At 68.6% G+C, this 13,303-nt stretch carries 11 protein-coding genes; 9 read left to right on the forward strand and 2 right to left on the reverse strand.

Features of this window, described 5'->3' with window-relative positions:
* The first annotated feature begins 2 nt into the window (after positions 1-2).
* Positions 3-455 (forward strand): DUF3592 domain-containing protein, encoded by a 453-nt coding sequence (locus R9B84_RS25110; RefSeq protein WP_423762730.1) that lies wholly within the window; start codon positions 3-5, stop codon positions 453-455.
* A 134-nt stretch (positions 456-589) separates the two neighbouring features.
* A complete protein-coding gene (locus tag R9B84_RS25115; RefSeq protein WP_423762731.1) occupies positions 590-1,384 on the forward strand; it encodes an enoyl-CoA hydratase in 795 nt (264 codons plus the stop codon).
* 212 nt (positions 1,385-1,596) lie between these two features.
* On the opposite strand, the gene alr is transcribed toward R9B84_RS25115, so the two are convergent.
* Positions 1,597-2,724 (reverse strand): alanine racemase, encoded by a 1,128-nt coding sequence (gene alr, locus R9B84_RS25120; protein ID WP_423762732.1) that lies wholly within the window; start codon positions 2,722-2,724, stop codon positions 1,597-1,599.
* Positions 2,725-3,025: 301 nt separating this feature from the next.
* Between alr and R9B84_RS25125 the strand changes: the two genes are divergently transcribed.
* The gene (locus R9B84_RS25125) at positions 3,026-3,397 is read left to right on the forward strand and encodes an MAPEG family protein (protein WP_423762733.1); all 372 of its coding nucleotides are present in this window, start codon (positions 3,026-3,028) and stop codon (positions 3,395-3,397) included.
* Between the two features lie 80 nt (positions 3,398-3,477).
* Here R9B84_RS25125 and R9B84_RS25130 read toward each other — a convergent pair whose 3' ends face one another.
* Positions 3,478-4,425 (reverse strand): LysR family transcriptional regulator, encoded by a 948-nt coding sequence (locus R9B84_RS25130; protein ID WP_423762734.1) that lies wholly within the window; start codon positions 4,423-4,425, stop codon positions 3,478-3,480.
* A gap of 120 nt (positions 4,426-4,545) precedes the next feature.
* Between R9B84_RS25130 and R9B84_RS25135 the strand changes: the two genes are divergently transcribed.
* From R9B84_RS25135 to R9B84_RS25160, 6 genes are all read left to right on the forward strand, one after another.
* Complete coding sequence (locus R9B84_RS25135) at positions 4,546-8,085, forward strand: ATP-binding cassette domain-containing protein (RefSeq protein WP_423762735.1); 3,540 nt, start codon at positions 4,546-4,548, stop codon at positions 8,083-8,085.
* Between the two features lie 567 nt (positions 8,086-8,652).
* Complete coding sequence (gene glnH, locus R9B84_RS25140) at positions 8,653-9,405, forward strand: glutamine ABC transporter substrate-binding protein GlnH (RefSeq protein WP_423762736.1); 753 nt, start codon at positions 8,653-8,655, stop codon at positions 9,403-9,405.
* A gap of 66 nt (positions 9,406-9,471) precedes the next feature.
* The gene (glnP, locus tag R9B84_RS25145) at positions 9,472-10,128 is read left to right on the forward strand and encodes a glutamine ABC transporter permease GlnP (RefSeq protein ID WP_089427778.1); all 657 of its coding nucleotides are present in this window, start codon (positions 9,472-9,474) and stop codon (positions 10,126-10,128) included.
* Positions 10,125-10,853 carry a glutamine ABC transporter ATP-binding protein GlnQ gene (gene glnQ, locus R9B84_RS25150; protein WP_172902988.1) on the forward strand — a complete coding sequence of 243 codons (729 nt, stop codon included), beginning with the start codon at positions 10,125-10,127 and terminating at the stop codon, positions 10,851-10,853. The genes glnP and glnQ overlap by 4 nt, the downstream gene beginning before the upstream one ends.
* A gap of 20 nt (positions 10,854-10,873) precedes the next feature.
* Positions 10,874-11,923 carry a C45 family autoproteolytic acyltransferase/hydolase gene (locus R9B84_RS25155; RefSeq protein ID WP_423762737.1) on the forward strand — a complete coding sequence of 350 codons (1,050 nt, stop codon included), beginning with the start codon at positions 10,874-10,876 and terminating at the stop codon, positions 11,921-11,923.
* A gap of 15 nt (positions 11,924-11,938) precedes the next feature.
* A complete protein-coding gene (locus tag R9B84_RS25160; protein WP_423762738.1) occupies positions 11,939-13,273 on the forward strand; it encodes an aspartate aminotransferase family protein in 1,335 nt (444 codons plus the stop codon).
* Positions 13,274-13,303 lie beyond the last annotated feature (30 nt).

Genomic DNA, 13,303 nt, shown 5'->3' on the forward strand with positions numbered 1-13,303 from the left:
AGATGGCGCCCGAATCGGCCCGCGCGGCCGCGCAGCGCACACAGACGCTGATCGCGAAGGGCGTGGTGTTCACCGTGGCAGGCGCGTGCCTGCTGATCGGCGTCGTCATGTATGCGCAATCGACGCACGAGTTCCTGCGGACGTCGGTCGTCGTGCCGGGCCGCGTCGTCAGGCTGAACGCGGGCCCGCATCATCCGGAGATCGCGTTCACGACGCTCGCGGGCGAGCAGGTCGAATACCCGCAGGGCGGCGACGTCAGCGTGCAGGACGGCGCAACGGTCGAGGTGCGCTACGCGCCGGAGGCGCCCGCGATGACCGCGCGGATGAATACGTTCGGCGCGATCTGGGGCGGTGTGGTGACCTTTGGCGTCATGGGCGCCGTCTTTTTCCTGGGCGGCATCGGGCACCTTGGGTCGGGCGTGCGCGCGTGGCGCAGCGGGCGCACGCGCGCTTGAGCGCCGACGCCGCGCGACTGGACGCCGCACGGAATGTGGAGGACCATTTCATCGGTACGCCGCGAACGGGCGTGCGCCGTCGCTGCCCGTTCGTGCCGTACCGAATCCTGCCGAACCCCGTCGAGCGGAACATCATGGAACCCGATCAAGAGACTGCCGAGCCGATCCTGTTGCGCGAGGTGCGCGACGGCGTCGTCACGCTGCGGCTGAACCGGCCGCAGCAGTTCAACGCGTTGTCCGAAGCAATGCTCGCGAGCCTGCACGACGCGTTCGAAACGCTGGCGGCCGATCCGCACGTGCGCTGTGTCGTGCTGGCCGCGCAAGGCAAGGCGTTCTGCGCGGGCCACGACCTGCGGCAGATGCGCGGCAAGCCGGAACTCGACTACTACCGCACGCTGTTCGCGCAGTGCAGCCGCGTGATGCTCGCGATGCGCGCGTTGCCGGTGCCGGTGATCGCGCGCGTGCACGGCATCGCGACCGCGGCGGGCTGCCAGCTCGTCGCCGCGTGCGATCTCGCGATCGCGGCGGATACCGCGCGTTTCGCGGTATCGGGCATCAACGTCGGGCTGTTCTGTTCGACGCCGGCCGTCGCGCTGAGCCGCAACGTCACGGCGAAGCGCGCGTTCGACATGCTGGTATCCGGGCGCTTCGTCGATGCGGCGACAGCCGCCGCGTGGGGGCTCGTCAACGAGGCCGTGCCCGAGGACGCGCTCGATGCGGCCGTCGCGCGCAAGGTCGCGGAGATCGTCGCGAAGAGCCCGGCCGCGGTGCGCTACGGCAAGCAGATGTTCTACCGCCAGCGCGAGTTGCCGCTCGACGAAGCCTATGCGTATGCGGGCGACGTGATGGCGCGCAACATGATGGAAGAGGATGCGGGCGAAGGGATCGACGCGTTCCTCGAGAAGCGGAAGCCGACGTGGCGTTCGTAATACACGCCGGATGGTAGCGTTGAGTGGGGCGGAAGGGCCGCAGCCAACGCGTTTTCGTCAACTCGGGTTTCCTGTCCGCCAGAACGCAAACGGGCCGCCCGCGGTGAACTGACCCCACGAAGTTGGACAGCTGAAGCCTGGCGGCCGAGGGCGGCCCGCAAGTGAAGCGGCATGCGCGGCGGCGCGGTGGCGCGCCGCAGCATCGACGTCGGTCAGCGCCCGTAGCTCCCGGTCCGCAGCGCCGGCTCCGGCTGTGCGGTCGACGCGCCCGGCGGCACGATCACGACCGGCACGCGGCGCGCGAGTGCGCACATCAGCTCGTAGCCGATCGTGCCGCTGGCTTCCGCGACGTCGTCCACCTTCACCTGGTCGCCCCACAGCTCGACGCTCGACCCGATGCCGGCGTTCGGGCACGGCGTCAGGTCGACGGTCAGCATGTCCATCGACACACGGCCGACGACGCGGGTCATCACGCCGTCCACCGCGATCGGCGTGCCGGTCGGCGCGTGGCGCGGATAGCCGTCCGCGTAGCCGCACGCGACGACGCCGATCCGCATCGGCCGGTCGGCCGTGAAGCGGCGGCCGTAGCCGACGGTTTCGTCCGGCGACAGCGTCTGCACGCCGATGATCCTGCTCGTCAGCGTCATCGCGGCCATCAGCGGCGTGTCGGCGATATGCCGCGACGCACCGGTCGGCGACGCGCCGTACAGGATCGTGCCGGGCCGCACCCAGTCGCGGTGCGCGCGCGGATGCCACAGCACCGCCGCCGAATTCGATACCGAGCGTTCGCCCGGAATCCCGGCCGTGGTCGCGTCGAACTGATCGAGTTGCCAGTCGACCTCGCCTTCGTCCGCGTTCGCGAAATGCATCATCAGCGTGATCTTGCCGATCGACGGTGCGCTCGCCGCGCGTTCCCATGCGGCGCGGAACGCGGCGGGCCGGTAGCCGAGCCGGTTCATCCCGGAATTCATCTTGAGCTGGATGTCGATCGGCTGTTGCGGCTTCGCGGCAATCAGCAGGTCGAGCTGCTCGTCGCAGTGCACGGCCACGGTCAGCCGGTGGCGATCGGCCAGCTCGACGTCGGCCGGCTCGAAGATCCCTTCGAGCAGCAGCACGGGCTTGTCCCAGCCGAGTTCGCGCACGCGCACGGCTTCGTCGAGGTCGAGCAGCGCGATGCCGTCGGCGGCCGCGAGGCCCGGGTAGATCCGCTCGATGCCGTGGCCGTATGCGTTGGCCTTGATCACGGCCCACACGCGCGATAACGCGGCGGTGCGACGGATGAAGTCGAGGTTGTGGCGGACGGCGTCGGGGCGGATATGGGCGACGATGGGACGGGGCATGGTGATGGCTCGGGTCGGATGTCGTTCGGCGCGCGGCGGCGCGCCCGGATCGGCAGGCTGGCGCGGTAACGCGCCAAGCCAGTGTCGAGCGCTATCTTATTGGTGTTCGACCAGTTTTAATTAACGTATTTGTCGATGATTTGGTGGAATTTTTGGTGGCGGACCCGTGCTCGCCGCGGCCGTCGGCGGCACGTGCAGCCGAGTCTCCCGTCTAGAAAACCGGTGCGCGATAGCGCCGCGCAATGCTAAGCTCTCGGCGATCTTGTCATTGAATAATGTAATCATAAAGGAGGAGACTTTGATGACGACGTCCCAGCTGTGTCTGTTCATCGTGGCGCTGTTGCCGTTCCCGCTGACGTTCCTGGCCAAGGCCCGCAAGGGCTACGACAACCGTACGCCGCGCGAGTACCTGGCGAAACTCGAAGGCTGGCGCGCACGGGCGCAGGCCGCGCACCAGAACGCGTGGGAAGCGCTTGCGCTGTTCACGGCCGCATTGGTCGTCGCGTGGCACAACGGCGCGAATGCGCACCACGTCGACCAGCTCGCGATGGGTTTCGTCGCGACCCGCGTCGTCTATATGCTGATGTACCTGCTGAACTGGGCGTCGCTGCGTTCGCTCGTGTGGTTCGCCGGGATGGTGTGCGTCGTCGCGCTGTTCTTTGCCGCGCCGTAACGGGCCGGCAACGCAGGTTCCCCTGTTTGGAAAAATCATTCGTGGGGCCAGCGCAAGCCCGTGATTGGCGGGAACCGGCCCTACGCGCCGCCCGCGCCCCGCGCGTGACTGTCGTTGGATGCGGGCGCAACGATCTTGGCAACGAACGGCGGCGCATCCGCTTCGCGGCGCAGGAACGCGATCAACGGATCGAGCAGCCGGTGCCGCGTCGACGGATGGCGGCGCAGCACGAAGCGCCACGACGCGTCGCGCTCGAGGCTCGGCCTCAGCGGCACGAGCCGCCCGCTGCGCAGTTCGGGCTCGATGAGCGGCACGCGTCCGAGCGCGATGCCCGCACCGCCCACCGCCGCGCCGATCACCTGGCTGAAACTGCTGTAACGGACGATCTTCGTTTCGAAATCGTCCGGCAAGCCGAACTCCGATGCCCAGTTGCGCCAGTCGATCTCGGGGCTGTTTTCGTGCATCTCCTGCAGCAGCCGCGAGCGGCACACGTTCACGGACGCATACGGATGCAATTCGGGGCTGCACACCGGGAACACCGTTTCCCGCATCAGCACGTCGTCGTCGGCCCGCAGCCGGTGCGCAGGCACGTGCACGATCGCCAGGTCGATGCCGCTGCGCGCGAAATCGGGTTCGTCTTCGAGCACGACGGCATGCACGGGCGTTTCGGGATGAAGCGACGAGAATTCCGCGAGACGGCGCGCGAGCCACATTGACGAAAACGGCGCGTTGGCGGAAACGGTGAGCCGTTGCGCGGTGCCGCGAATCTCGGCGCAGGCGTCGGTCAGGCGCGACAGCGCGTCGCTGACGGCCGGCAGCAGGCGCGCGCCTGGCGGCGTGAGGCCGATGCCGCCGAGCCCCGTGCTGCGTTCGAGCAGCCGCGCGCCGAGCGATTCCTCGAGCGCGCGAATCTGATGGCTGACCGCGCTCGTCGATACGTTCAGCTCGGCCGCCGCGCGCGCGAACCCGCCGAGGCGGACAGCCGCCTCGAAAGCACGCAGTGCGCTAAGGGGAGGAAGGTGCGACATGCGGGGTATTGTAGTTGACTCAACACCCGTTGAGAAATCATCTTTTGCCGCGCGCGGGCCGCGCGGGTAGCCTCGATCCGGTCAAGAAAAACCGCACCAAAACACCGACTGGAGGGCTTCATGTATTTCGACCGACGACTATGGGCAATGATGGCGGGACTACGCGGGCGGGTGGCCGCGGCCGTCGCGCTCGGGCTGCTCGCGATGGGTGTCGGCATCCTCCGTTTCGTGTTCCTCGGCCGCGTGCTGGCGCTGGTCTTTTCCGGCGCGCCCGTGCGCAGCATCGCCGAAGCCGTCGTTGCAACGGCGGCCTGCGTGCTGCTGCGCGCGTGGCTCGACCATCGTCGCACGGTGCTCGCGCAGCATACGGCGGGCTGCGTGCAGGCCACGTTGCGCGCGCGGCTGTTCGACCGGATCGCGGCGCTCGGCCCCGCATGGTTCAGCGGCGAACGCACCGGCGGCGTGATGCTGGCCGTCGTCGACGGCGTCGGGCAACTGCAGACCTTCTTCGGCGTCTACCTGCCGCAACTCGTGATCGCCGCGTGCGCACCGGTGATGATCTTCGCGGTGCTCGCGTGGTGGGACGTGCCGACGGCCGCGATCCTGCTGGTTGCTGCACTCGTCACGCTCGCGCTGCCGCAGCTCGTGCATCGTGCCGACCGGCGCGCGGCGCTCGCCCGCTCGGCCGCCTTCAAGGCATTCGGCGAGGAGTTTCTCGACGCGGTGCAGGGCCTGCCGACGCTGAAGGCGTTCGGGCAGAGCACCGCGTTCGGCGCGAAGCTGGCCGCGAAGGCGCGCGCGCTGTCGGACAGCACGTTCTGGGTGCTCGCGCTCGGCCTGCTGACGCGGCTCTTCACCGATCTCGGCACCGGCCTCGGCGCGGCCGCGGCGATCGCGGTCGGCGCGTGGCGCGTGCGGCACGGCGACATGAGCCTCGAGGCGCTGCTGATCGTGCTGATGGCCGGCAGCGAGATCTTCCGGCCGCTGCGCGACCTGCGCGCGGTGCTGCACCAGGGGATGATCGGCCAGTCGGCGGCGAATGCGATCCACGCGCTGCTCGACGCGGGCAGCCACGCGCCGGCCGCCGCCGCGCCGCGCGTGACGAGCCTGCGGCCGGAGATCGCGTTCGACGGCGTCAGCTTTGCGTATCCGGGGCGTCGTGCGGATGCGCACGCGGCGCTGAGCTTCTCGGTTCGCGAAGGCGAGACGGTGGCGATCGTCGGCCCGAGCGGCGCGGGCAAGTCGACCATCGTGCGCCTGCTGCTGCGCCAGCACGACGCGCAGGGCGGCGCGATCCGCATCGGCGGCCACGACGTGCGCGCGCTCGACGCCGGCCAGGTGCGCGAGATGATCGCGGTCGTCGCGCAGGATGCGACGCTGTTCGACGGCAGCGTCGCCGACAACCTGCGGCTCGGCCGCCCCGACGCGAGCGACGCGGACATGATCGCGGCCGCGCGCGCCGCCAACGCGCACGATTTCATCTCGGCGCTGCCCGACGGTTACGCGACGCACATCGGCGAACGCGGGCTCATGCTGTCGGGCGGCCAGCGCCAGCGCATCGCGATTGCCCGCGCGCTGCTGCGCGATGCGCCGATCCTGCTGCTCGACGAAGCGCTTTCGTCGGTCGACGCGGAGAACGAAGCGTTGATCCAGCAGGCGCTCGACCGGCTCACGCGCGGGCGGACGACACTCGTGCTCGCGCACCGGTTGTCCAGCGTGATCGGTGCCGACCGCATCCTCGTGCTCGACCAGGGGCAGGTGGTCGACGAAGGGACGCACGCGGCGCTGATCGCGCGCGACGGCCCGTATCGCCGGCTGATGGGGCCGCAACTGGAAGCGGTCGCGGAATCGGTCGGCGCGGCGACGACGGCCGGGGCCACCGCACGCGCGTCGTCGGGCCCGCAGGTCAGGCCGCTGAACGACGACGCGGCGACGATCGGCTGGCCGGAAACGTTGCGGACGCTGCTGCGCTTCGTGCGGCCGTGGAAGGGCAAGGTCGCGCTGACCGTGCTGTTCGGGATCGGCCGCGTGCTCGCGTTCATCGGCGTCGGCGTGATCGGCGCGCTGGTGGTGGGCGCCGTGTCGGCCGGTCACGCGAGCACGGCGCTCGTCGCGGCGCTGCTCGTGATCGCGCCGGTGGCGGCCGTGCTGCACTGGCTCGAATCGTGGCTCGCGCACGACATGGCGTACCGGCTGCTCGCGGAAATGCGCATCGCGCTGTTCGCGACGCTCGAGCGCCTCGCGCCGGCCGGGCTGCTGCGCCGCCGCTCCGGCGATCTCGTGTCGCTCGCGACGCAGGACGTGGAGACGGTCGAGTATTTCTATGCGCACACGCTGGCGCCCGCGTTCGTCGCGGTGCTCGTGCCGGCCGGCGTGCTGGTGCTGCTCGCGTCGGTCGCGTGGCCGCTCGCGCTCGTGCTGCTGCCGTTCCTGCTGTGGGCCGGGCTGGCGCCCGTGCTGGCCCGCCGCGACGTCGACCGGCTCGGCACTGGCGCGCGCGAAGCGCTCGGCCAGCTCGGCGCGCACCTGACCGAGACGATCCAGGGGCTCGCGGAGCTGACCGCGTTCCAGGCGATCGCGCGTCGGCGCGAAGCGTTCGTGGCCGAAGTCGATGCGTACCGGAAGCAGCGCGCGAAGCTGCTCGACGATCTGTCGACGCAAAGCGCCGCGCTGGAAATCGCGAGCGGGCTCGGCGGGCTGGCCGTTGCGGCGCTCGGTGTGCTGCTGTGTGCGCGCGGCTGGTTTCCGCGCGAGTCGTTGCCGCTGCTGGTGCTGGTCGCGGTGGCCGCGTTCATGCCGGTTGCCGAGATCGGCCAGGTCGCGCGCCAGCTTGCCGACACGATCGCGTCGACGCGCCGGTTGCGCGCGCTCGAGAAGGAGCCCGTGACCGTGACGGACGGCACGCAGCCGATGCCCGGCAACCCGGCGGTGCGGTTCGAGGAAACACGCTTCACGTATCCGGGGCGCGGTGTGCCCGCGATCGACCGCGTGAGCTTCGAGGTGCCGCCCGGCAGCACGGTCGCGCTGGTCGGCGCGTCGGGCGCCGGCAAGTCGACGGTCGCGAGCCTGCTGCTGCGCTTCTGGGATCCGCAGCAGGGCCGCGTGACGCTCGGTGGCGTCGACTTGCGCGATCTTCGGCTCGACGATCTGCGGCAGCACATCGCGCTCGTTGCGCAGGATACCTACCTGTTCAACGACACGCTCGAAGCGAACATCCGGCTCGCCGCGAGCGACGCGTCCGACGCGGACGTGCAGCGTGCGATCGATCATGCGGCGCTCGGCGAATTCGTCGCGCGGCTGCCGGACGGGCTCGCGACGCGCGTCGGCGAGCGCGGCGTGCAGCTGTCGGGCGGCCAGCGCCAGCGCGTCGCGATCGCACGCGCGTTCCTGAAGGATGCGCCGGTGCTGATCCTCGACGAGGCGACGTCCCACCTGGACACGATCAGCGAGCAGCAGATCCGTGCGGCGCTCGAAGACCTGATGACGCAACGGACGTCGATCATCATTGCGCACCGGCTGTCGACCGTGCGCAATGCCGACCTGATCCTCGTGATCGAGCAGGGCAGCGTCATCGAGGCCGGGCGCCATGCGGAACTGCTGGCGCGGCAGGGCGCGTATGCGCGGCTCGTGTCGCATCAGGCGAGCGGGGTGGCGGCGTGACCGATGCTGCATCGGCGCGTCGCCGGACGGCATTGACGCGCGAATCCCGCAACGTTCGTTGAACCGCGTCGGCGGTTGCCGGCCTGGCGCGCACGGCCATCCCGACACGGCGCCTGGTTGAATCGCCGGCCGTCCGCGCAAACCGATGCGTGGGTGGCGGCGATGGCGCCATCGTCATCCTGCCGCACGCGTTGCACGGGACATTCGTCGTGCCGGCCCGCGCCAGCCGCCGCGATCCTCCCTTCAAGCTTCCGCCTTTCCGCCTTTCCGCCTTCCGCCTTCCGCCAGCCGCCAGCCGCCAGCCAGCCAGCGCGGCGCGCTCCGGCCCGCGCATGCCGCCCGGCCATCTCCCCCAGCCCGTTTCCTCCGATCTATCCGGCCCGCGCGGCTCGGGTTTGTCTCGATGAAATTCCCCCTTGCGGACTTTTTTGTTGTCGTAGTATCGCGATTGACAACACATGTTGCACTAATGTCTAATTCGACATCGCATGTTGCGGTGCTGCTTGATGTCGTCGTTTCCGCCGGCCGGCTGGCCGGCTACATCGCTCAATCATGCGGAGAGAAACCATGAGTCGCCGTTCCTTCCTGAAAGCCGTCGTGGTCGTTGCCGCGCTCGGCGCAAGCCTCGCACACGCGGATACCAAGACGCTCGTCGTCGGCACCGATACGTCGTTCATGCCGTTCGAGTTCAAGCAGGGCGACAAGTACGTCGGCTTCGATCTCGACCTGTGGGCGGAGATCGCGAAGGACCAGGGCTGGAAATACACGATCCAGCCGATGGATTTCGCGGGCCTGATCCCGGCGCTGCAGACGCAGAACATCGACGTCGCGCTGTCGGGGATGACGATCAAGGAGGAGCGCAAGAAGGCGATCGACTTCTCCGCGCCGTACTACGACAGCGGCCTCGCGGCGATGGTGCAGACCGGCAACACGACGGTCAAGTCGATCGACGACCTGAACGGCAAGGTGATCGCCGCGAAGACGGGCACCGCGACGATCGACTGGATCAAGGCGCACCTGAAGCCGAAGGAGATCCGCCAGTTCCCGAACATCGACCAGGCCTACCTCGCGCTTGAAGCCGGCCGCGTCGACGCGGCGATGCACGACACGCCGAACGTGCTGTTCTTCGTGAACAACGAAGGCAAGGGCAAGGTGAAGGTCGCGGGCCAGCCGGTCAGCGGCGACAAGTACGGGATCGGTTTCCCGAAGGGCAGCCCGCTCGTGCCGCAGGTCAACGCGTCGCTCGTGAAGATCAAGGCCGACGGCCGCTACGCGCAGATCTACAAGAAGTGGTTCGGCGCCGAGCCGCCGAAGATGTGAGCGTGACGCCGCAACAGCGCGCGGCCATGCGGCCGCGCCGGTCTTGAATCGAATGGGGAGCGACAAGTGAATTTCGATTGGTCGGCGATCTGGGCGGCGTTGCCGGACCTGATGGACGGGGTCCGGTTGACGGTGTTCATCGCATTTTTCGGGCTGGTGGGCGGTTTCATCGTCGGGATGGTCGCGGGCATGTTCCGCGCATACGGACCGAAGGCGATGAACGTGCTCGCACAGGTCTACATTGAACTGATTCGCGGCACGCCGATCGTCGTGCAGGTGATGTTCCTGTATTTCGCGCTGCCGTTGCTCGCGCACATCCGCATCGACGGCCTGACGGCCGCGATCATTGCGATCACGGTGAATTCCGGCGCGTATCTCGCGGAAGTGGTGCGCGGCGCGCTGCTGTCGATCCCGAAGGGGCTGACGGAAGCGGGGCTCGCGATGGGCTTGTCGATGCCGCGCGTGCTGCTGAAGGTGGTCGGGCCGCTGGCGTTCCGGCGGCTGATTCCGCCGCTCGGCAACCAGTGCATCGTGAGCCTGAAGGACACGTCGCTGTTCATCGTGATCGGGGTCGGCGAACTGACGCGCAAGGGGCAGGAAATCATCGCGGGCAATTTCCAGGCGGTCGAGATCTGGAGCGCGGTGGCTGTCATCTACCTGTTGCTGACCGGCGCAATGACGCTGACGCTGCGGCTCGTTGAAAAGCGGATGAGGATCCTATGAGCATGATCGAATTCCAGAACGTGTCGAAGAGCTTCGGCCACGTGCCGGTGCTGAAGCACATCGACCTGAAGATCGACGCGGGCGAGGTGGTCGTCGTGATCGGCCCGTCGGGGTCGGGCAAATCGACGATGCTGCGCTGTATCAATGCGCTCGAGAAAATCACCGGCGGCGAACTGCTCGTCGACGGCCAGAGCGTGCGCGGCAATGCGACGACGATCCGCAACATTCGGCTCGAAGCCGGCATGGTGTTCCAGCAGTTCAACCTGTTTCCGCAAATGACCGCGCTCGAGAACGTGATGTTCGGGCCGACCCAGGTGCGCGGTGCATCGCGCGCCGAAGCACGCGACCAGGCGATGGCGCTGCTCGACAAGGTCGGCCTCGAATCGCGCGCGAATCATTACCCGTCCGAGCTGTCGGGCGGCCAGCAGCAGCGTGTCGCGATCGCGCGCGCGCTCGCGATCCGGCCGCGGCTGATGCTGTTCGACGAGCCGACGTCGGCGCTCGATCCGGAATTGCGCCACGAAGTGCTGAAAGTGATGCAGGATCTGGCTAACGAAGGGATGACGATGATCGTCGTCACGCACGAGATCGGCTTCGCGAAGCGGGTCGGCACGCGCCTGCTGTTCATGGATCAGGGTGGCATCGCCGAGGACGGTCATCCGGTCGACTTGATCGACCGGCCGCCGACGCCGCGCCTGAAGGAATTCTTGAAACACGTGTCCTGAACGAAACCGAATCATTTGACATGCCGCTTTCCCTTTCTCCCGTCATCGCCGGCGCGCCGTTCGACATCGGCGTGCGCCTCGGCGAGCTCGCCCGTCCCGTGTTCGATGCGTACATGCAGCAGAGCAGCGCGTGGCAGGCCGTGCGCCGCTGGCGCGGCCATCCGTTCGTCGATGCGCTTCGGCAGGCGGCGCTGGCCGCGTACCCCGATCTCGTCGCGGAACTGGACGGGATCGCGGCGGGCATCGGCTGGCCGGCCGAGGACATCTTTTTGTGGAATTGCCGCGGCGAACTGATCCACAACGCGCCGGACGGCTGCACGACGCTCGCCGCGCGCGGCGCGGACGGCACGCGCTGGATCGCGCACAACGAGGACGGCGATCCGTTCCTGCGCGAGCGCTGCCTGCTCGTCGACGTGCAGCCGGAGGGCAAGCCGGGCTTCGTCAGTTTCTACTACCCCGGTTCGCTGCCGGGCCATACGTTTGCCGTGAACCGCGCGGGCATCGCGCAGGCGATCAACAACCTGCGGATCCGCACGCCGGCACCGGGCGTGCCGCGAATGATCCTCGCGCGCGCCGTGCTCGACGCGACGTCGCTCGACGCGGCAGCCGACGTGCTGCGCCTGCATGCACGCGCGAGCGGCTTTCATCACACGCTCGGCGCGACCGGCGATGCACGGCTGCTGAGCATCGAAGCGAGCGCCGCGCGCTGTTCGGCGATCGACGTCGCGCGGCTCGCGGGCCATGCGAACCATCTCGTGCATCCCGGCTGCGAAGCAGAAGCGCAGATCGTCACGCAATCGTCGGCCGATCGCCAGCGACGCGTCGACGCGCTGACGCCGGGCATCGACGCGATCGACGAAGCCGCGCTGCTGCGCGTGCTCGGCGATCGCGCGCCGGAAGGGCTGCCGATCTACCGCGACGACCCGGCCGACCCCGACGACGAGAACACGCTCGCAACCGCGGTGTTCGCGATCGGCGCGGCGTCGATCGATTTCACCATTCACCAGCACGGCACGCAGCGCTTCGCGACGCGCATCGTGCCGTCCGGGCACGCGCACGACGCGTCCTGATCCATGAGGCAACGCATGACGACCGTTTTCCATCGCGCTCCGCGCACCACCTTGCCCGTCGCCGTCGCAGGCGACGGCATCGAGATCATCGACTCGACCGGCAAACGCTATCTCGACGCATGCGGCGGCGCGGCCGTCTCGTGTCTCGGCCACAGCAACCAGCGCGTGATCGACGCGATCAAGCGGCAGGCGCAGCAACTGCCGTACGCGCATACGTCGTTCTTCACGACCGACGTGGCCGAGGAACTGGCCGACCGGCTCGTCGCAGCCGCGCCGGCCGGCCTCGAACACGTGTATTTCGTGTCGGGCGGCTCCGAGGCGATCGAGGCCGCGCTGAAGCTCGCGCGCCAGTATTTCGTCGAGAAGGGCGAGCCGCAGCGCCGCCATTTCATCGCACGGCGCCAGAGCTATCACGGCAACACGCTCGGCGCGCTCGCGATCGGCGGCAACGCTTGGCGGCGCGAGCCGTTCCTGCCGCTGCTGATCGAAGCGCATCACGTGAGCCCGTGTTATGCGTATCGCGACCAGCAGGCGGGAGAAACCGACGAAGCGTATGCGCAGCGCCTGGCGGACGAGCTCGAACGGAAGATCGTCGAACTCGGTGCGGAAAACGTCGCGGCGTTCGTCGCGGAAACGGTGGTGGGCGCGACGGCCGGCGCGGTGCCGCCGGTGCGCACGTACCTGAAGAAGATTCGCTCGGTGTGCGACAAGTACGGTGTACTGCTGATTCTCGACGAGATCATGTCGGGGATGGGGCGCACGGGCTACCTGTACGCGTGCGATGAAGACGGCGTCGCGCCCGACCTGCTGACGATCGCGAAAGGGCTCGGCGCGGGCTACCAGCCGATCGGCGCGACGCTCGTCAGCGACCGCATCTACAGGACGATCGTCGACGGGTCGGGCTTCTTCCAGCACGGCCATACGTACCTCGGCCACGCGACCGCATGCGCAGCCGCGCTCGAAGTGCAGCGCGTGATCGCCGAAGAGAAGCTGCTCGACAACGTGAAGGCGCGCGGCGAGCAGTTGCGCGCGTCGTTGCGCGAGCACTACGGCGCGCATCCGCATATCGGCGACGTGCGCGGCCGCGGGCTGTTCGTCGGCGTCGAGCTCGTGCGCGATCGCGACAGCAAGGCGACGTTCGATCCCGCGCTGAAGCTGCACGCGGCAGTCAAGCGCGAAGCGATGCAGCGCGGCCTGATGGTGTATCCGATGGGCGGGACGATCGATGGTGTCCACGGCGATCACATCCTGATCGCACCGCCTTTCGTTTGCACCGCGCAGCAGATCGATACGATCGTCGAGCGGCTGTCGGGCGCGATCGGCGCGGCGCTCGCCGCGGCCGGCGCGTGACGGCATCGATGCACCGAACCCTTATGGGAA

This window comes from Burkholderia sp. NLJ2 (assembly GCF_049487195.1).
GTDB lineage: Bacteria > Pseudomonadota > Gammaproteobacteria > Burkholderiales > Burkholderiaceae > Burkholderia > Burkholderia pyrrocinia.

Excerpts from the sequence above, each read along its gene's own strand:
- R9B84_RS25110 (WP_423762730.1), top strand. The coding sequence starts at position 3 with ATGGCGCCCGAATCGGCCCGCGCGGCCGCGCAGCGCACACAGACGCTG.
- R9B84_RS25135 (WP_423762735.1), top strand. The coding sequence starts at position 4,546 with ATGTATTTCGACCGACGACTATGGGCAATGATGGCGGGACTACGCGGG.
- R9B84_RS25155 (WP_423762737.1), top strand. The coding sequence starts at position 10,874 with ATGCCGCTTTCCCTTTCTCCCGTCATCGCCGGCGCGCCGTTCGACATC.
- R9B84_RS25160 (WP_423762738.1), top strand. The coding sequence starts at position 11,939 with ATGACGACCGTTTTCCATCGCGCTCCGCGCACCACCTTGCCCGTCGCC.
- alr (WP_423762732.1), bottom strand. The coding sequence starts at position 2,724 with ATGCCCCGTCCCATCGTCGCCCATATCCGCCCCGACGCCGTCCGCCAC.
- R9B84_RS25125 (WP_423762733.1), top strand. The coding sequence starts at position 3,026 with ATGACGACGTCCCAGCTGTGTCTGTTCATCGTGGCGCTGTTGCCGTTC.
- R9B84_RS25115 (WP_423762731.1), top strand. The coding sequence starts at position 590 with ATGGAACCCGATCAAGAGACTGCCGAGCCGATCCTGTTGCGCGAGGTG.
- R9B84_RS25130 (WP_423762734.1), bottom strand. The coding sequence starts at position 4,425 with ATGTCGCACCTTCCTCCCCTTAGCGCACTGCGTGCTTTCGAGGCGGCT.
- glnH (WP_423762736.1), top strand. The coding sequence starts at position 8,653 with ATGAGTCGCCGTTCCTTCCTGAAAGCCGTCGTGGTCGTTGCCGCGCTC.
- glnQ (WP_172902988.1), top strand. The coding sequence starts at position 10,125 with ATGAGCATGATCGAATTCCAGAACGTGTCGAAGAGCTTCGGCCACGTG.